This is a genomic window from Streptomyces sp. NBC_00286, assembly GCF_036173125.1.
Lineage (GTDB): Bacteria > Actinomycetota > Actinomycetes > Streptomycetales > Streptomycetaceae > Streptomyces.
This window is the reverse complement of the sequence record NZ_CP108054.1, coordinates 3,568,120-3,585,879: the sequence shown is the minus strand read 5'-3', so window position 1 is coordinate 3,585,879 and position 17,760 is coordinate 3,568,120. Positions and strand designations below refer to the sequence as shown.

Genomic DNA, 17,760 nt, shown 5'->3' with positions numbered 1-17,760 from the left:
GTCGTCACTCATGACAGAACCAAGTGCGCCATCCCCATCTTTCCGAAGAAACCCCAACGACGTGGAGAGATCACATGCCAGGCGCCATCTACGCCGAAGGCCTCGTGAAGACCTTCGGTGACGTAAGGGCTCTGGACGGCGTCGACTTCGATGTCCCGGAGGGCACCGTGCTGGGCCTGCTCGGGCCGAACGGCGCGGGCAAGACCACCGCGGTCCGCTGCCTGACCACACTGCTGCGCCCCGACCGGGGCAAGGCGATCGTCGCAGGCATCGACGTACTCAAGAACCCCAACGAAGTACGGCGCTCGATCGGCCTGTCCGGCCAGTTCGCCGCGGTCGACGAGTATCTGACCGGCCGCGAGAACCTCCAAATGGTCGGCCAGCTCTACCAGATGAAGGCGAAGGACGCGAAGGTGCGGGCGGGCGAGCTGCTCGAGCAGTTCAACCTCGCCGACGCCGCCGACCGCCCCGCCAAGACGTACTCCGGCGGCATGCGCCGCCGGCTCGACCTCGCGGCGGCGCTCGTCGTCTCGCCACCGGTCATGTTCATGGACGAGCCGACGACCGGTCTCGACCCGCGCAACCGCCAGCAGCTGTGGGAGGTCATCAAGCGACTGGTCTCCGGCGGTACGACCCTGCTGCTGACCACCCAGTACCTCGAAGAGGCCGACCACCTCGCCCACGACATCTGCGTCGTGGACCACGGCCGCGTCATCGCCCGCGGCACCTCGGACCAGCTCAAGGCTCGGACCGGCGGCGAGCGCGTAGAGGTCGTCGTCCACGAGCGCGAGCACATAGCCACCGCGTCCGAGGTGCTTCGGGGCTTCGGCAAGGGTGAGACGACCGTCGAGGAGCACACACGCAAGCTGACCGTGCCCGTGACCGGCGGCGCCAAGCTCCTCGCGGAGGTCATCCGCGAACTCGACACCCGTGGCATCGAGATCGACGACATCGGCCTGCGCCGCCCCACCCTCGACGACGTCTTCCTCTCCCTGACGGGACACCACGCCGAGGCCGAGGACGATGAGAACGGCTTGGTGCAGGACGCCAAGGGCCGTAAGCCCAAGTCCAAGCAGGACAAGGTCAAGCAGGACAAGGTCAAGCAGGACAAGGACGAGAAGGAGGCCGCAGAATGAGCGCCGTCAGCGACACCGTGCGCGTCGCGCAGCCGGGGAGTGCCATCGGCCAGTCCGTGCGCGACTCCCTCGTCGTTGCCCAGCGCAATCTGATCCGGATGAGCCGCATCCCCGAGATGATCATCTTCGGGCTCTTCCAGCCGATCATGTTCGTGGTGCTGTTCAGTTATGTGTTCGGCGGCTCCATGAACATCGCCGGCAGTACGGACCCGGGCACGTACCGCGAGTTCCTGATGGCCGGCATCTTCGCGCAGACTGTCACCTTTGCCACCGCGGGCGCCGGAGCGGGCATCGCCGACGATATGCACAAGGGGCTCATAGACCGCTTCCGCTCACTGCCCATGGCTCGCGGAGCCGTACTGACCGGCCGCACGCTCGCCGACCTGGTGCAGACGGCGGTTACGGTGTTCGTGCTGGCCGTCGTCGCCCTTCTCGTCGGCTGGCGCACCCACACCAGCGCCGGTGAGGTGCTCGGCGCCTTCGCCTTGCTGCTCCTGGCCGGGTACGCGTTCACGTGGATCGGCGCACTGATAGGCCTCTCCGTGCGTACGCCCGAGGCGGCCACCTCCGGCGGGCTGATCTGGCTCTTCCCGGTCACATTCGTCTCGAACGCGTTCGTGGACTCCAGCAGGATGACGCCCTGGTTGCAGCATGTCGCCGACTGGAATCCGTTCAGCGCCACGGTGCAGGCCTGCCGCGTGCTGTTCGGCAACCCCGGGGTCTCACCGTCGGACGCCTGGCCCATGCAGCACCCGGTCTGGGCCTCGCTGATCTACTCGATCCTGATCATCGTCATATTCCGGACGCTGGCGGTGCGCAAGTACCGCTCGGCGACGGCGTAACGTACGTACGAGGAAACCCCCGGCCATGAGGAAACCCCCGGTGCGAGGGCGACCTCGGCCGGGGGCTCAGCTCAGACTCAGGCTGTGTACGGCTTGGCCTCGAGGATCTTGACCGAGGCGAGCTTGCCGTTCGGCAGTTCGTACTGGGCGTCCTCGCCGACCTTCTTGCCGTTCACGCCGGAGCCCAGCGGGGACTGGGGCGAGTACGTCTCGATGTCCGAGCTCGCGTACTCGCGCGAGGCGAGCAGGAACGTCAGCGTGTCGTCCTCGTCACCGTCGAAGGCGATGGTGACGACCATGCCGGGCGCGACCACACCATCGGCCGCCGGCGCCTCGCCGACCTTCGCGTTCTCAAGGAGCTGGGTCAGCTGGCGCACCCGGAGCTCCTGCTTGCCCTGCTCCTCCTTGGCCGCGTGGTACCCGCCGTTCTCGCGCAGGTCGCCCTCCTCGCGCGCGGCCGCGATCTTGGCGGCGATCTCCGTGCGCGCAGGACCAGACAGGTACTCCAGCTCGGCCTTCAGCTGGTTGTACGCCTCCTGGGTCAGCCAGGTGACGTTCTCGCTGGTCTGGGTCACAGGTGCTCCTCGTCGGTACTGGGAATACAAAGCATCGCCCTACCCAGAAGAATGTTCCTCCAGGGGAGGGCGAAACCACGAGCCTAACAATTCAGCGGGCGAAGGGGGAGGACATAAGCCATCAGAATCACATCAACGCAGGTCAGCGTCGACGTATTCCAGTCGGCGCGTGCGGACCGAGGCCCGGCGCCACCGGCGCCCAGCGAGCCCGGAGTCAGTTGGCGTGGCAGCCGAGCAGCTCCGCGGTGGTGCCCTGGGACGTCGTACGCAGCGTGACGACCTTGTCGATGCGCGTGGCGTTCTGGTCGAAGGTGAAGTGGGCGCGGCCCACTTCGGCGCCGTTCTCGGCCTGCGAGCGGATGGTGCAGTAGCCGTCGGCGTCCGCGTCCTTGCGTACCTCCAGGTGCACCTTGACCGAGCCGGCGGAGGTGTCGAAGGAGATCACTTCGGCGCTGATCTTGTTGCCGCCCACGTAGTGGTAGGCGAACCAGCCGACGAGGAGGAGGAGAGCGACGCCCAGGACACTTCCGATGATCTTGAGCTTGCGGTCGGCACGCTCGTCCGCGGAGCGGCCGTAGCGGCCCTCGGGCAGCTGCGTACTCGCCGTACTCATGATCGTCCTCTCTGCGGGGCGCAAAGGGCCGGACCCGGAATTTTTCGCCCCCCGATTCGGTCACTATAGAAGCCGCCGATCGCGCCGATACATACGGGGCGCCGACTGACGAGGATTGTGATTTGACTGACCAGCTGCGACTGATGGCCGTACACGCCCACCCCGACGACGAGTCGTCGAAGGGCGCGGCCACCATGGCGAAGTACGTGTCCGAGGGGGTGGACGTGCTGGTCGTGACCTGCACGGGCGGGGAGCGCGGCTCCATCCTCAATCCGAAGCTTCAGGGTGACAAGTACGTCGAGGAGCACATCCACGAAGTACGCAAGAAGGAGATGGACGAGGCCCGCGAGATCCTCGGTGTCAAGCAGGAGTGGCTCGGCTTCGTCGACTCGGGACTGCCCGAGGGCGACCCGCTGCCGCCGCTGCCCGAGGGCTGTTTCGCGCTGGAGGACGTCGACAAGGCTTCGGGCGAACTGGTCCGCAAGATCCGCTCCTTCCGCCCGCAGGTGATCACCACCTATGACGAGAACGGCGGTTATCCGCACCCCGACCACATCATGACCCACAAGATCTCGATGGTGGCGTTCGAGGGGGCGGCGGACACCGAGAAGTACCCGGAGTCGGAGTTCGGCCCGGCCTACCAGCCGCAGAAGCTCTACTACAACCAGGGCTTCAACCGCCCGCGCACCGAGGCGCTGCACAACGCGCTGCTGGAGCGCGGCATGGAATCCCCCTACGGGGAGTGGCTCAAGCGTTGGGACGAGTTCCAGCGCGACGAGCGGACCCTGACCACACACGTTCCGTGCGCCGACTTCTACGAGATCCGCGACAAGGCCCTGATCGCCCACGCCACGCAGATCGACCCCGACGGGGGCTGGTTCCGCGTCCCGATGGAGATCCAGAAGGAGGTCTGGCCGACGGAGGAGTACGAGCTCGCGAAGTCCCTCGTCGATACGTCCCTCCCCGAGGACGACCTCTTCGCGGGCGTCCGGCAGTCCTGAGAGACAATGCCTGACATGAGCGCAAGCGCAAGCCTGGCAATGACGCACCTGGTCCCCCTCGCGGCAGAGGTCGACGAGGACAAGGTGACCCCTGGCGTCCTCGGCTTCATCGTGTTCGCGGTGATGGCCGTGGCGGTGTGGGGGCTGATGAAGTCGATGAACCGGCACATGGGCAAGGTCGACTTCGAGGAGGAGAAGGACCCGAAGGGGGACGCCTCCGATGCCTCCGACAAGAAGGCCGGTTCCGGGGGGAAGGCCTCGCCTGCGAAGGGCTGAGCGCTCAGCGGCTTGAGCTGGAGTGACGGCATGACTTCATGACACCCATGACACCCACTGGGTGTCATGAAGTCGCTGAACCACCCCACCAACGACCGAGCCGCCCCTACGAAGACCGAGCCGCCACCGCCACCCCCATGACCTCCCGCGCATGCCGGTTCGGCACCATCCCCAAGCGCCAGGCCTGCCAGCCCGCGTCCAGGTCGACGCCCCGTTCCAGCAGCAGCTGGTACGCCTCGATATAGTCGTCGAGCTTTCCGTCGCGGGTCGGGTGGTTGCTGCGGGAGAGCTGGGTCAGCTCCTCCTGGGCCACGGCTGTGCCGATCTCGGCGCCGCCCGGGGAGGCGTAGGGGAGCAGGGTGCAGCGCAGGAAGCGGGCCCAGTCCTCGCCCCGCCGGTCGCCGTACGAGGCGAACAGGCTCGCCGCCTCGTCGCACAGCGAGAGAGCCGACTGCGTACGGGCGTTGCCCGCGTCCACCACGGCCAGCTCCAGGCACGTCCACGCCTCGCCGTGAGCCACGCCGATGCGCTGGAAGTCCGCGCGGGCGTCCACCAGGAGCTGGCGGGCGAAGCCGGAGTTGCGCAACGAGCCCGTCTGGACCGCCCGTTGATCGCGCGTGGCGCGGGCCGAGTGGTGGCGGGCGCATGCCAGGCCGTACACGTCCCGGATGCGGGAGAACATGGTCCGCGAACGCTCCAGTTCGCGCACCGCCTGGTCCAGATTGCCCGACTCCTCCAGGGCCTGGCCCAGGTAGTACACCGTCCACGCCTCGCCCCGCGCGTCCTCGTTGTCACGATGACGCGAGATCGCCTGGCGCAGTCCGTCCACGGCGGAGGACGCGTCACCGTCCACCAGGCGAGCCCGCGCCAACTGAGTCAGGGCCCAGGCCTCACCCCGCGGGTCACGGGTGCGGCCGTACAGATCGAGGGCCTCGCGGAGTTCCGCCTCCGCACGCGGTACGTCGCCCATGCGCAGCCCCAGCTGGCCGAGCTGGAAGTGCGCCCAGGCCTCACCGTGCACGGACTCGCTCTGGCGGTGCATGACCAGCGCCTGCGTGAGGAGATCCAGGGCCGTGGCGAGCCGGGCCCGGTCCCGCTCCACCGCCGCCAGCGCGTGCATCGTCCAGGCGCGGTCCGCCGCGAGGGCGGGAGAGGCCTGCAGATCCATGGCCTCCTGGAGCTTCGCCGCCGCCTCGGAGAGATTGCCCTGGTGGTGGAGCGTGATGCCGAGCGAGCACAACGCCCTTGCCGCACCCGCGTCATGATGCGCCTCGAAGTACAGGTCCACCACCGAAGCGAGCTGCGTACGCGCCTTGTCGAGCTCGCCGAGCTGGCGGGCCGCGATGCCCGTGCGCCACTGGACCGAGCGCATGAGCAGTCCCTGGTCGACCGCCTGCGTCAGCTCGCTGATCTCGCCCAGCCGGTAGAGGTCGCCGCGCAGCAGGCAGTAGTCGCACAGGGCGCCGAGCAGGTTCAGTACGGCCGTTTGGTTCACGCCCTCCGCATGGCGCAGCGCCGCCGTGATGAAGCTCGACTCGTCGTCCAGCCAGCGCAGCGCCGCGTCCAGCGAGGTGAAGCCGTGGGGGCCGACCGTGTCCGCGCGCGTCGACGTCTTGCCGTCGACCAGGCGGATCACCGAGTCCGCCAACTCGCCGTAGTTCACGATGAGTCGTTCCTGCGCGGCCGTACGCTCCGCCGGGTCCTCCTCGTCCAGCAGGCGGGCCTGCGCGAAGGCACGGACCAGATCGTGCAGACGGTAACGGCTGCCCCGTACATGATCGATGAGCCCGGCCCGCGACAACGCCTCCAGATGCCGGGTCGCCTCCGCGTCGTCCGTCGCCAGCAGGGCGGCCGCCGCCGCGGCACCCAGCGAGGCGCGGCCGGCCAGCGCCAGGCGGCGCAGCAGCCGCCGGGCCGTGTCCGACTGGTCGCTGTAGCGCAGCCACAGCACCCGTTCGACCGGCTCGACCGGACCGTACGCGGCGAGATCCGTGGCCAGCTGACGATGCGTACGCGGGCCGAGTGAGGAGCCCGCGATGCGCAGCGCCAGCGGCAGGCCGCCGCACAACTCCCGTACGCGGTCGCAGGATTCGGCGTCGTACGGACCTGAGGCGTCCTGCGCCGCGGCCTTCAGCAACTCCTCGGCACCCGCCGAGTCCAGCGCCTCCACGGGGAGCTGGTGCACCCAGGCGGGGAGGTCGGCGGGCAGATCCAGCGGCTTGCGTGCCGTGACCACGACCAGGCTGTCGGAGCGCTCGGGCACCAGGGTCCGTACCTGCTCGGCGTCGCTCGCGTCGTCCAGCACGATCGTCACCGGCATGCCCGTCAGATGCTGGTGGTAGAGCTCGCTCAGCCGCCGTACCTGCTGCTCCGGCGAGGAACGCTCCCGGAACAGCAACTGCTCGCGGGACGCGCCGAGCCGGTTGAGCAGATGCAGCAGCGCGTCACGGGTGGACAGCGGCGGCTCCTCCGGGCTGTCGCCGCGCAGGTCCACCACGCACGCGCCCCGGAACTGGTCCTTCAGCGAGTGCGCGGCACGGATCGCCAGGGTGCTGCGGCCCGAGCCCGGCGCGCCGTGCAGCACGACCACCGTCGGCTTGGTCTCCGTACTCGCGCGGGCCGCGTGCACCCACTGCGTCACCCGTCCCAGCTCCTGTCTACGTCCCGCGAACGGGCCCTCCGGATCCGGGAGTTGGTCGAAGGAACGCTCCAGCACACTGCGCCTGCGCGCCGCCGCGCTCTTGTCCGTACCCCGCAGCTGCGGCGCTTTCCGCTTCGGACCGGTCGACGCGCTGAGCACCCGCTGCTGGTCCAGGAACGGACGGATACCACGCACCTCCAGCGCCGTCAGCCACTGCAGCCGCAACTGCTCAGGTCCGCCCGGCTGCCCCAGAGCCCCGGCCCGGCGACTCGCGGCCGGCACATGCGAAGCGGTCACCTTCGCCACCGTCGCCGCGGCGCCCACCACACCGACCACGGCTCCGGCACCGATCGCCGTCGCCGTACTCGTACCGAACGCCAGGTCCGCCACACAGGCCGCGACAGCAGCAACGACCGCGACCAGCAGGGGAGTTCCGGCACCCTCACGCGCCCACCGCTGCCCGAACGTCAGCCGCCCGGCCTCCGCCTCGTCCAGCGCCTTCGTATACGCCTCGTACTCCTCGGCCGCCGTCCCCGCGATGGCGTCCAGCGCCCCACGCGCCCGTGACAGCAGCACACTCCCGTCGATCCGCCCGCCCGACCGCCGGACCTCCTCCTCCACGGCCCGGGCCAACAGCCGCTCGGCCTCAGCCCGATGGCTGTCCCGCATGTCAGGTCCCCCTCCACCAGCAACGGCTTATTCCGGGTCAAGTGTCCTGCGGACGGAGTGCGAAGGCGAGAGAGCGATTGGCATGTTCACGCCCTCAGAAGCCGACCGCAAGGACCCGTACGGACTTGATCCGCACATGCCCGACCCATCACCTACCCCCGGTGCGGGCCGGTGATCCGCATCGCGCCCCCGTGATCCGCGCCGCGTTCCGCGTGCTGCGGCCGGATGGCCCCGGGGCGCCGGCGCCGGCGGCCATAGGAAGGAACGTATAGCGTTCGCTATACTTGTCGGTGGATGGTGAATGGGAGATCTTCCTCGTAGACGAGGTGCGAGAGTGGACCGGCAGCCTTGATGGTCCGGCACATGCCCGGGTGGTTCAGGCGCTGGATGCGCGGCGGAGGGAGGCCCGGGACTGGGGCGCCCGCTGGTGGACACGATTCACGGCTCCTCGATGGCGAACCTCAAGGAATTGCGTCCTGGCACGGTGCGGATCCTGTTCGCATTCGATCCGTGGCGCTGCAGCATTCTGCTGGTGGCAGGGGACAAAGCGGGGCGGTGGAACGAGTGGTACCGGGAGGCGATTCCTCTGGCTGAGGAGCGCTACGAGATCTACGTGAAGGAACGAGCTCAAGAAGAAGGAGGGCGATCGTGAGCGGCTACACGCGCTGGCAGGACATCCGCGCTGAGCATGTTGCTCGTGCCGGCGGCGAAGAGGCTGTGCGGGAGGGCAAGGAAGAGCTTCTCGCAGAGATGACCGGGCGTCGCCTGGCGGAGCTGCGGCGAGCCCGAGGGCTGACTCAGCAGGATGTGGCCGACCGTATGGGCGTCACCAAGGGGCGTGTGTCGCAGATCGAGCGGGGACACATTTCCGGTCAGGACGTCCTCGCTCGGTTCGCTGCCGCGCTGGGGGGACGTCTGCATCAGGCCATCTACTTCGACGACGGGGACATCGCGGCCATCGCCTGAGGCGAGTACGTGGCGGAACCAGGTTCGCGTGGGAGGCTGGGAGCATGAATCGCCTGGCCCATGAGACGTCCCCGTACCTCCTCCAGCACGCTGAGAACCCGGTCGACTGGTGGCCGTGGTCGGTCGACGCTTTCGAGGAGGCGCGCAAACGCGGCGTTCCCGTGCTGCTGAGCGTCGGCTATTCAAGTTGCCACTGGTGTCACGTCATGGCTCACGAGTCGTTCGAGGACCAGGAGACCGCCGACTACCTCAACGCGCACTTCGTCAGCGTCAAGGTCGACCGCGAGGAGCGGCCCGACGTGGACGCCGTCTACATGGAAGCCGTGCAGGCCGCCACCGGGCAGGGCGGCTGGCCCATGACCGTCTTCCTCACCCCGGATGCCGAGCCGTTCTACTTCGGGACCTACTTCCCGCCCGCGCCCCGGCAGGGCATGCCCTCCTTCCGGCAGGTGCTGGAGGGTGTGCACAGTGCCTGGAGTGACCGGCGTGAGGAGGTCGCAGACGTTGCCGGGAAGATCGCGCGGGATCTTGCCGGGCGGGAGATCTCGTACGGGGACGCGAGCGTGCCCGGTGAGGAGGAGCTGGCGCAGGCGTTGCTCGGGCTCACTCGGGATTACGACGTCCAGCGTGGTGGGTTCGGAGGGGCGCCGAAGTTTCCGCCGTCCATGGTGATCGAGTTTCTGTTGCGCCATCACGCGCGGACCGGGGCCGAAGGTGCGTTGCAGATGGCTGCCGATACGTGTGAGCGGATGGCGCGCGGCGGGATCTATGACCAGCTCGGGGGCGGATTCGCGCGGTACTCCGTGGACCGTGAGTGGGTGGTGCCGCACTTCGAGAAGATGCTCTATGACAATGCGCTGCTGTGCCGCGTGTACGCCCACCTGTGGCGGGCCACCGGCTCCGATCTCGCCCGCCGCATCGCCCTCGAAACCGCCGACTTCATGGTCCGTGAACTCCGTACGAACGAGGGCGGGTTCTCCTCTGCGCTCGACGCCGACAGCGATGACGGGACCGGGAAGCATGTCGAGGGCGCGTACTACGTGTGGACGCCCCGTCAGCTCGCCGACGTCCTCGGCGCTGAGGACGCTGAACTCGCCGCTCAGTACTTCGGCGTGACGGAGGAAGGAACCTTCGAGGAGGGCGACTCCGTTCTTCAACTCCCGCAGCAGGACGGCGTGTTCGACGCCGAGCGGATCGAGTCCATCAAGCAGCGGCTCATCCATGCGCGTGCCCAGCGGCCCGCTCCTGGACGCGATGACAAGGTGGTCGCCGCCTGGAACGGGCTCGCGATCGCCGCTCTCGCGGAGACCGGCGCGTACTTCGACCGCCCCGACCTCGTCGAGGCCGCGCTCGGTGCCGCCGATCTTCTCGTACGTCTGCATCTGGACGAGCGCGCCCGGCTGGCCCGTACGTCGAAGGATGGCCAAGTCGGCGCGAACGCGGGCGTGTTGGAGGACTACGCGGATGTCGCCGAGGGGTTCCTGGCGCTTGCCTCGGTGACCGGTGAGGGGGTCTGGCTGGAGTTCGCCGGGTTCCTGCTTGACCATGTGCTGACGCGGTTCGTGGACGAGGAGTCGGGGGCCTTGTACGACACGGCCGCCGATGCCGAGCAGTTGATCCGCCGCCCGCAAGACCCGACCGACAGCGCCACGCCCTCGGGGTGGAGCGCGGCGGCCGGTGCGTTGTTGAGTTACGCGGCGCAGACCGGCGCCGAGCCTCATCGCACGGCTGCGGAACGGGCGTTGGGCGTCGTCAAGGCCCTCGGTCCGCGGGCGCCGCGCTTCATCGGCTGGGGGCTCGCGACGGCGGAGGCGCTGCTCGACGGGCCGCGTGAGGTGGCCGTGGTCGGACCGGCGGACTCCCCGGCGACGAAGGACCTTCACCGCACCGCCCTCCTTGCCACCGCCCCGGGAGCGGTCGTCGCGGCGGGTACGCCCGGCAGCGACGAACTCCCGCTTCTCGCCGACCGGCCGCTGGTCGAGGGCGAACCGGCGGCGTACGTCTGCCGCCACTTCACGTGCGATGCACCGGTGACGGATGTGGGGTCCCTGCGGGAGAAGCTGGTTTCTTGACGTCCCCGAGGCCGCTCAAGAGCGGTGCTCCTCGTCTCGGCGTTGCCGAGGTGGTGTGAGGATCAGTGAGGCGTCGAGCGCGTCCCCGGTGGGATCACCGCCGTCGCGGAGGGGGGTTCGCTGGGCGGCGACGGTTGTCCGACCAGGGCCTCCGCCGGTACGTGCGGCCGGTCCGAAGAGGCGAACGTCGGGTCCATCGAGAGCACCCGGATCAGCCATGCGCCGGCGAGTTGGGAGGTGAGGATGGACAGCAGCACGAGCGCGACGAAGAACTGGCCGTTGATGACTCCTGCGCCGAAGGTCACCGATGCCACGACGATGCCGGGGCCGCCGCGCGCGTTCATCGCCACCGCGAAGTGGGTCGCTCAACTGGCCCCCGTAGCCGGAGGCCGGAGCCCGCACACCGTCGTGTGGGCTCCGGCCTCCCGGGATGGTGGGTGTCAGCCCAGGCGCTCAACCAGCGCCCGGTACTCGTCCCACAGCTCCTTCGGCGTGTGCGAGCCGAACGTGTTGAGGTGGTCCGGGACCAGTGCCGCTTCCTCGCGCCAGACGTCCTTGTCCACCGTCAGGAGGAAGTCCAGCTCGGACTCGGACAGGTCGAGACCCTCCGTGTCCAGGGCGGACTTCGTCGGCAGGACGCCGATCGGCGTCTCGACGCCCTCCGCCTTGCCGTCCAGACGGTCCACGATCCACTTCAGAACGCGGCTGTTCTCCCCGAAGCCCGGCCACACGAACTTGCCCTCGTCGTTCTTGCGGAACCAGTTCACGTAGTAGATCTTCGGCAGCTTCGACGCGTCCTTGTCCTTGGCGACATCGATCCAGTGCCCCATGTAGTCGCCCATGTTGTAGCCGCAGAACGGCAGCATGGCGAACGGGTCGCGACGCAGCTCGCCGACCTTGCCCTCGGCGGCAGCCGTCTTCTCGGAGGCGACGTTCGCACCGAGGAAGACGCCGTGGTTCCAGTCGAAGGACTCCGTGACCAGCGGCACCGCGGTGGCGCGACGCCCGCCGAACAGGATCGCCGAGATCGGCACACCCTTCGGGTCCTCCCACTCGGGCGCGATGATCGGGCACTGCGAGGCGGGAACGGTGAAGCGGGCGTTCGGATGGGCGGCGGGCGTCTCGGACTCCGGCGTCCAGTCGTTGCCCTTCCAGTCCGTGAGGTGCGCGGGCGTCTCCTCGGTCATCCCCTCCCACCAGATGTCACCGTCGTCCGTCAGCGCGACGTTCGTGAAGACGGAGTTGCCCCACAGCGTCTTCATCGCGTTGGCGTTGGTGTGCTCGCCCGTACCGGGCGCGACGCCGAAGAAACCGGCCTCGGGGTTGATGGCGTACAGCCGGCCGTCCTCACCGAACCGCATCCAGGCGATGTCGTCGCCGATGGTCTCGACGGTCCAGCCGCGGACCGTGGGCTCCAGCATGGCGAGGTTGGTCTTGCCGCAGGCGCTCGGGAAGGCTGCGGCGACGTACTTCGACTCACCCTGCGGCGGGGTCAGCTTCAGGATCAGCATGTGCTCGGCCAGCCAGCCCTCGTCACGCGCCATGACGGAGGCGATGCGCAGGGCGTAGCACTTCTTGCCGAGCAGCGCGTTGCCGCCGTATCCGGAGCCGTACGACCAGATCTCACGGGACTCGGGGAAGTGGGAGATGTACTTCGTGGAGTTGCACGGCCACGGAACGTCCTCCTGGCCCTCCTCCAGCGGCGCGCCGAGCGAGTGGACGGCCTTCACGAAGAAGCCGTCGGAGCCGAGCTCCTCCAGAACCGCCTGGCCCATACGCGTCATCGTGCGCATGGAGACGGCGACATACGCGGAGTCGGTGATCTCGACGCCTATCGCGGACAGCGGCGAGCCCAGCGGGCCCATGCAGAACGGCACGACGTACATGGTCCGGCCACGCATCGAGCCGCGGAACACACCCTGCTCGCCCGCGAAGATCTCCCGCATCTCGGCGGGGTCCTTCCAGTGGTTCGTCGGACCCGCGTCCTCCTCCTTCTCGGAGCAGATGAAGGTGCGGTCCTCGACCCGGGCGACATCGGACGGGTCGGAAGCCGCGTAGTAGGAGTTGGGGCGTTTGATCGGGTCGAGTTTCTTGAAGGTGCCCTTACGGACGAGCTCCTCGCTCAGTCGCTCGTATTCCGCCTCTGAGCCGTCACACCAGACCACGTTGTCCGGCTGCGTGAGTTCCGCGATCTCGTTGACCCACGAGATCAGTTCTTGGTGGTTGGTGGGAACGGCAGGGGGAGCCGCGATGTCGCGCGCCACGGTTGCTCCTAGATGAGGGATTTTGTTGTCGAATGCCCCTTGGGGGCCGCGGCCCGGATGCTTCGTCTGGATCATGGCGCTCATCCGGTGCCGACCGCACTCATTTGATCATCCGACGGGTTCGCCCATATGTCCAGAGCGCCTCACACCTGAGCAGACGTGACCATCGCCACGCCATTCCCCCCGGGGGTTTCATGTTTATTGTCCACTTCGTTAGCAATTCGCCCTAGCGGACCGAGGTTCCCAGCCCCCAAACCCCGGTGAGAGGAAAGCCACTTGGCCCCTATCACATCGGCGAACTGATTCAGGACTTACGGTTCCGTAGGTACGATTCGGCCTATGACTGCGTCCGCCTCCGACGCGCCCTTGGACTCGCCGGCCGCCGGCCGCGTCTCCGCCGCGCTCTCCCATCTGCCACATCCGGCCAAGCCCAAGCTCAGGGGCTGGCTGCATGCCGGGATGTTTCCGGCCGTGCTCGTCTCCGGCCTGGTCCTGACCGCCCTCACGGAATCGACACGCGGACGCATAGCCTGCGGGATCTACGTCCTGACCGCCTGCCTGCTCTTCGGTGTGAGCGCCATCTACCACCGGGGCGACTGGTCGCCCCGGGCCGACGGCGTACTGCGCCGGCTCGACCACGCGAACATCTTCCTGATCATCGCGGGGACGTACACACCGCTGACCATGTTCCTGCTGCCGGGCGCCAAGGGGCAGTGGCTGCTCTGGGGCATCTGGGGCGCCGCCATCGCCGGCATCCTCTTCCGGGTGTTCTGGGTCGGCGCTCCGCGCTGGCTCTACACCCCCTGCTACATCGCGATGGGCTGGGCGGCCGTCTTCTTCCTCCCCGACTTCATGCGCACGGGCGGGATCGCCGTTCTCGTCCTGGTGATCGTCGGCGGGCTGCTCTACAGCGCGGGCGGCGTGATCTACGGCCTCAAGCGCCCCGACCCGTCACCGCGCTGGTTCGGCTTCCACGAGGTGTTCCACTCGTTCACGCTGGTCGCGTTCGTCACGCACTACATCGGGATCTCGATCGTGGCGTACCAGCACGGATAGCCCCATCGACCTTGCCCTCAGTGGCCGCGGCTCTTGAGCTGCGGCCACTTTTGCGTGCGTATTCGCGCCCACGCATTGACAGTTGGAGTCTTTTGAGAGTTACTCTCATTTTATGGCTACTGTCACCCCTCGGGCCGAGACCCGGCCCGACCCCCGCCGCTGGTGGGCCCTCGGCGCCCTCGTCGCGAGCATGCTCGTCCTCGGCTTCGACCTGACGATCCTCAACGTCGCGCTGCCGACGATGGCCGAGCAGCTGCAGGCCAGCACGGGCGAACTCCAGTGGATCGTGGACTCGTACGTCGTCGTCTTCGCGGCCCTCATGCTCCCCGCCGGACTGCTCGGCGACCGCTTCGGACGGCGCAGGATGCTGATCGCGGGACTCCTCGTGTTCCTCGCCGGAGCCCTGTTCGGCACCCTCGTCTCGACGCCTGAGCTGGTCATCGCGGCCCGTACGGTCATGGGTGTGGGCGCCGCGCTGGTGATCCCGCTCGGGCTGTCCGTGCTGCCGTCGATGTTCGGGCCCGAGGAGCGCAGCAAGGCGGTCGCCGCCGTCACCGCCTCGATGGCCGCGGGCATGCCGCTCGGACCACTCGTCGGCGGGCTGCTGCTGGACCACTACTGGTGGGGCTCGATCTTCCTGATCAACATCCCCATGGTCGCCATCGGCGTCGCCGCCTGCCTGTTCCTGCTGCCGGAGTCCCGCGACCCGGCATCGCCACGCGTCGACGTCCTGTCCACCGCGTACAGCGCGATCGGTCTCGGCGCCCTGGTGTTCGGCATCATCGAGGCGCCCGAGCACGGCTGGGGCAGTCCGCTGGTCCTCGGCTCGTTCGCGCTGGCCGCGGTACTGCTGGCCGCCCTCGTCGTACGGGAGCGCCGGGCCGTGCGGCCGATGCTGGATCTGAAGCTGCTCGGGCACCGCGGTTTCCTGTTCAACAGTCTGGCCGCGACGCTCGGCACCTTCGTCTTCTCGGGGCTGCTGTTCATGCTTCCGACGTACCTCCAGGAGGTAGGCGGCAGCGACGCGTTCGGCACCGGGCTGCGGCTGCTGCCGATGATGGGCGGACTGATGATCGCCGCCCGGATGAGCACACCCCTGGTACGGCGCATGGGGCCACGCCCGGTGGTCACGGCGGGCCTGGCAGTGCTGTGCTTCGCCGCGCTGCTCGGGTCCCGTACCGAGGCGGACAGCGGGTACGGGTTCACCGCGCTGTGGCTGACCATCGCGGGACTGGGCTTCGGGCTCGCGATGGTGCCCGCGATGGACGCGGCGCTCGGCGGGATCCCTCGCGACGAAGCCGGAAGCGGGTCCGGGCTGCTGATGACGTTGCGACAGGTGGGCGGCGCGATCGGCATCGCGTTGCTCGGCAGCCTGATCGCCGGTGCCTACGGCGACCGCATCGACACCTCGGGCCTACCCGCCGGCGCCGCCGACGCTGCGCGCGAGTCGCTGACCGGCGCGCACGCGGTCGCCGAGCGGCTCGGACTGCCCGGCCTCGCGCGCTCCGCCGACGCCGCGTACGTGGACGGCATGGGCACGGTCCTGGTGGTGTGCGGCATGGCGGCGCTGGTGACCGCCCTGCTGACGGCGGCGCTGCTGCCGAACGTACGGCCCGCCAAGGCGGAGGGAGGCGCGGAGGACGAGGCTCCGGCCATGGCTCGTACCGAATCCGATGGCGGACAATGACGGGATGACCACGGCACGAACCTCCCTCCCCGAAGCCGCCCGGCACCTGAGCCTGCGGGAGCGCAAGAAGCTCAAGACGCGCATCGCGATCAGGAACGCCACGTATGAGCTGATCGAGGAGCAGGGGTACGACGCCACGACGGTCGAGCAGATCGCCGACCGCGCGGAGGTCTCGCCGAGCACCGTCTTCCGGTACTTCCCGACCAAGGAGGACATCGTGCTCACCGACGAGTACGACCCCATTGCCGAGGACCTGCTGCGGTCGCGTCCGGCGGACGAGAGCCTGCTCGACTCGTTGCGGGCCATCATCCGGCAGTCGATGACCATGGCCATGACCGACGACCCGACCTTCGCGGAGCGCGAGATGAAGGTGCGCCTCCGCCTGATGACGGAGGTCCCGGCCGTGCGCTCCCGGATCATGGAGAGCATGTCCGTCACGGGCCGCCTGCTGTGCCGGGCGATCGCGGAACGCACCGGCCGGGACGAGAACGACCTGGAGGTACGGGTCTACACGATGGGGCTGATGGGCGCCCTCCTCGAAGCGACCATCTACTGGGTAGAGCACGACTACCAAGGTGACGTGCTGGACCTGCTCGACCGCACTCTCGACACCTTCAAGGACCTCCCCAGGCGATGACCCGGATGACCCGGCGATGACCTCAGGGCGCCGGAAAAGGACCCGGCCACCGTACGGCGGTCATGGCATCCTGACCCCGTGAACGGACCGGAGATCCACGTCGAGTTCGCCCCCGAGCTGGGCATGTTCGTGCCGCAGGGGCGGCGGGTGGGGGCCACGGACGTCGTCACGGACGGAGTCTCCACGCTGGGGCATGTCGTGGAGTCGCTGGGTGTGCCGTTGACGGAGGTCGGGGCGCTCGTCGTGGACGGGCGTGAGGTGTCTGTGTCGTACGTGCCCGGGGAGGGCGAGTCGGTCGAGGTGCGGGCTGTTGAGCGGCCGCAGCGGGTGCCGGGGGCGCCGCTGCGTTTCCTGCTCGACGTGCATCTGGGGACGCTTGCCCGGCGGCTGCGGCTGCTGGGCGTGGACGCCGCGTACGAGTCCACAGACATCGGCGACCCGGCCCTCGCGGCGCGCTCGGCGGCCGAGCGGCGCGTGATGCTCAGCCGCGACCGGGGGCTGCTGCGCCGGCGCGAGCTGTGGGCCGGGGCGTTCGTCTACAGCACGCGGCCCGATGACCAACTCCGGGATGTACTGGGCCGGTTCGAGCCCGAGCTGAAGCCGTGGACTCGGTGCACGGCCTGCAACGGCCTGCTCAAGGAGGCCGTCAAGGAGGAGATCGCCGACCGGCTCGAGGGCGGGACGCAGCGGTCGTACGACGTGTTCGCGCAGTGCGAGGAGTGTGGGCGCGTGTACTGGCGGGGCGCCCATCACGATCGCTTGGAGGCGATCGTGACGCGCGCCGTTGCGGAGTTCGGTTAGGCCGGTTCGCGACGACGGGTGCGTGTGGCGCCGCATCTGGTGGCGGATCCGGTGCCGGGTCCCCTCGGCTGAGGGGGGGAGGCGTCTAGTGGGGCCAGCGCCCCTCGTCTACCGGGGGCAGCGCCCCTCCAGGGCTGCAGGTCCGCGCCCCTTCGGGGCGCGGGGCTGTATCAACTTGCGGCTCCGCCGCGATGGGGGTCCCCCGCTCGAGCTGAGCCCCGAAAGGGTCTGGGGCGAGTGAGCCCCGGGGCTGGGCCGAGGGCGCAGTCCTACGCTGGGGTCTGGGGCGCAGCCCCGGGCGGGTCCAGGGTGGAGGCCCAGGACGGGGCCCGAGGGCGCAGTCCTACGCTGGGGTCTGGGGCGCAGCCCCGGGCGGGTCCAGGGTGGAGGCCCAGGACGGGGCCCGAGGGCGCAGTCCTACGCTGGGGTCTGGGGCGGAGCCCCGAAGGGGTCACGGAGCCTGGGGCTGGGCCGAGGGCGCAAGCCCACGCTGGGGTCTGGGGCGGAGACCCAGGACTGGGCCC

The 17,760-nt window shown here is 68.9% G+C and carries 15 protein-coding genes and 1 pseudogene; 11 read left to right on the top strand and 5 right to left on the bottom strand.

Annotated elements, in window-relative coordinates; translation table 11 throughout:
- The first annotated feature begins 74 nt into the window (after window positions 1-74).
- Complete coding sequence (locus tag OHT21_RS16220) at window positions 75-1,136, top strand: ATP-binding cassette domain-containing protein (RefSeq protein ID WP_328769030.1); 1,062 nt, start codon at window positions 75-77, stop codon at window positions 1,134-1,136.
- A complete protein-coding gene (locus OHT21_RS16215; RefSeq protein ID WP_328769029.1) occupies window positions 1,133-1,978 on the top strand; it encodes an ABC transporter permease in 846 nt (281 codons plus the stop codon). The genes OHT21_RS16220 and OHT21_RS16215 overlap by 4 nt, the downstream gene beginning before the upstream one ends.
- Window positions 1,979-2,055: 77 nt before the next feature.
- On the opposite strand, the gene greA is transcribed toward OHT21_RS16215, so the two are convergent.
- Both greA and OHT21_RS16205 read right to left on the bottom strand, forming a co-directional pair.
- A complete protein-coding gene (gene greA, locus OHT21_RS16210) occupies window positions 2,056-2,553 on the bottom strand; it encodes a transcription elongation factor GreA (RefSeq protein WP_328769028.1) in 498 nt (165 codons plus the stop codon).
- A gap of 214 nt (window positions 2,554-2,767) precedes the next feature.
- Window positions 2,768-3,166, bottom strand: coding sequence for a DUF4307 domain-containing protein (locus tag OHT21_RS16205; RefSeq protein WP_328769027.1), 399 nt, complete (start codon window positions 3,164-3,166; stop codon window positions 2,768-2,770).
- Between the two features lie 122 nt (window positions 3,167-3,288).
- Here OHT21_RS16205 and mca point away from each other — a divergent pair, with 122 nt between their 5' ends.
- Complete coding sequence (mca, locus tag OHT21_RS16200) at window positions 3,289-4,167, top strand: mycothiol conjugate amidase Mca (protein ID WP_328769026.1); 879 nt, start codon at window positions 3,289-3,291, stop codon at window positions 4,165-4,167.
- A gap of 6 nt (window positions 4,168-4,173) precedes the next feature.
- Window positions 4,174-4,443 carry a hypothetical protein gene (locus tag OHT21_RS16195; RefSeq protein WP_328769025.1) on the top strand — a complete coding sequence of 90 codons (270 nt, stop codon included), beginning with the start codon at window positions 4,174-4,176 and terminating at the stop codon, window positions 4,441-4,443.
- A 106-nt stretch (window positions 4,444-4,549) separates the two neighbouring features.
- On the opposite strand, the gene OHT21_RS16190 is transcribed toward OHT21_RS16195, so the two are convergent.
- Entirely contained in the window at window positions 4,550-7,753 is a 3,204-nt protein-coding gene (locus OHT21_RS16190; RefSeq protein WP_328769024.1) for a tetratricopeptide repeat protein, read from the bottom strand.
- A 290-nt stretch (window positions 7,754-8,043) separates the two neighbouring features.
- Between OHT21_RS16190 and OHT21_RS16185 the strand changes: the two are divergent.
- The 3 genes and pseudogenes from OHT21_RS16185 to OHT21_RS16175 all read left to right on the top strand — a co-directional run bounded on the left by OHT21_RS16185 (window position 8,044) and on the right by OHT21_RS16175 (window position 10,791).
- A pseudogene (locus OHT21_RS16185) lies at window positions 8,044-8,405 on the top strand (type II toxin-antitoxin system RelE/ParE family toxin).
- A complete protein-coding gene (locus OHT21_RS16180; RefSeq protein WP_328769023.1) occupies window positions 8,402-8,719 on the top strand; it encodes a helix-turn-helix domain-containing protein in 318 nt (105 codons plus the stop codon). Before OHT21_RS16185 ends, OHT21_RS16180 begins: the two are co-directional and overlap by 4 nt.
- Before the next feature lie 44 nt (window positions 8,720-8,763).
- On the top strand, window positions 8,764-10,791 hold the full coding sequence (locus tag OHT21_RS16175) for a thioredoxin domain-containing protein (RefSeq protein WP_328769022.1): 2,028 nt from the start codon (window positions 8,764-8,766) through the stop codon (window positions 10,789-10,791).
- 62 nt (window positions 10,792-10,853) lie between these two features.
- Here OHT21_RS16175 and OHT21_RS16170 read toward each other — a convergent pair whose 3' ends face one another.
- Both OHT21_RS16170 and OHT21_RS16165 read right to left on the bottom strand, forming a co-directional pair.
- A complete protein-coding gene (locus OHT21_RS16170) occupies window positions 10,854-11,141 on the bottom strand; it encodes a hypothetical protein (RefSeq protein WP_328769021.1) in 288 nt (95 codons plus the stop codon).
- A 90-nt stretch (window positions 11,142-11,231) separates the two neighbouring features.
- Complete coding sequence (locus OHT21_RS16165) at window positions 11,232-13,055, bottom strand: phosphoenolpyruvate carboxykinase (GTP) (RefSeq protein WP_328769020.1); 1,824 nt, start codon at window positions 13,053-13,055, stop codon at window positions 11,232-11,234.
- 339 nt (window positions 13,056-13,394) lie between these two features.
- On the opposite strand from OHT21_RS16165, the gene trhA reads away from it, so the two are divergent.
- The 4 genes from trhA (at window position 13,395) to OHT21_RS16145 (ending at window position 17,236) form a co-directional block, all read left to right on the top strand.
- Entirely contained in the window at window positions 13,395-14,111 is a 717-nt protein-coding gene (gene trhA / locus OHT21_RS16160) for a PAQR family membrane homeostasis protein TrhA (RefSeq protein WP_328769019.1), read from the top strand.
- A gap of 112 nt (window positions 14,112-14,223) precedes the next feature.
- The gene (locus OHT21_RS16155) at window positions 14,224-15,798 is read left to right on the top strand and encodes an MFS transporter (protein WP_328769018.1); all 1,575 of its coding nucleotides are present in this window, start codon (window positions 14,224-14,226) and stop codon (window positions 15,796-15,798) included.
- A 4-nt stretch (window positions 15,799-15,802) separates the two neighbouring features.
- Window positions 15,803-16,435 carry a TetR/AcrR family transcriptional regulator gene (locus OHT21_RS16150; RefSeq protein ID WP_328769017.1) on the top strand — a complete coding sequence of 211 codons (633 nt, stop codon included), beginning with the start codon at window positions 15,803-15,805 and terminating at the stop codon, window positions 16,433-16,435.
- A 78-nt stretch (window positions 16,436-16,513) separates the two neighbouring features.
- On the top strand, window positions 16,514-17,236 hold the full coding sequence (locus OHT21_RS16145) for a Mut7-C RNAse domain-containing protein (protein WP_328769016.1): 723 nt from the start codon (window positions 16,514-16,516) through the stop codon (window positions 17,234-17,236).
- Window positions 17,237-17,760 lie beyond the last annotated feature (524 nt).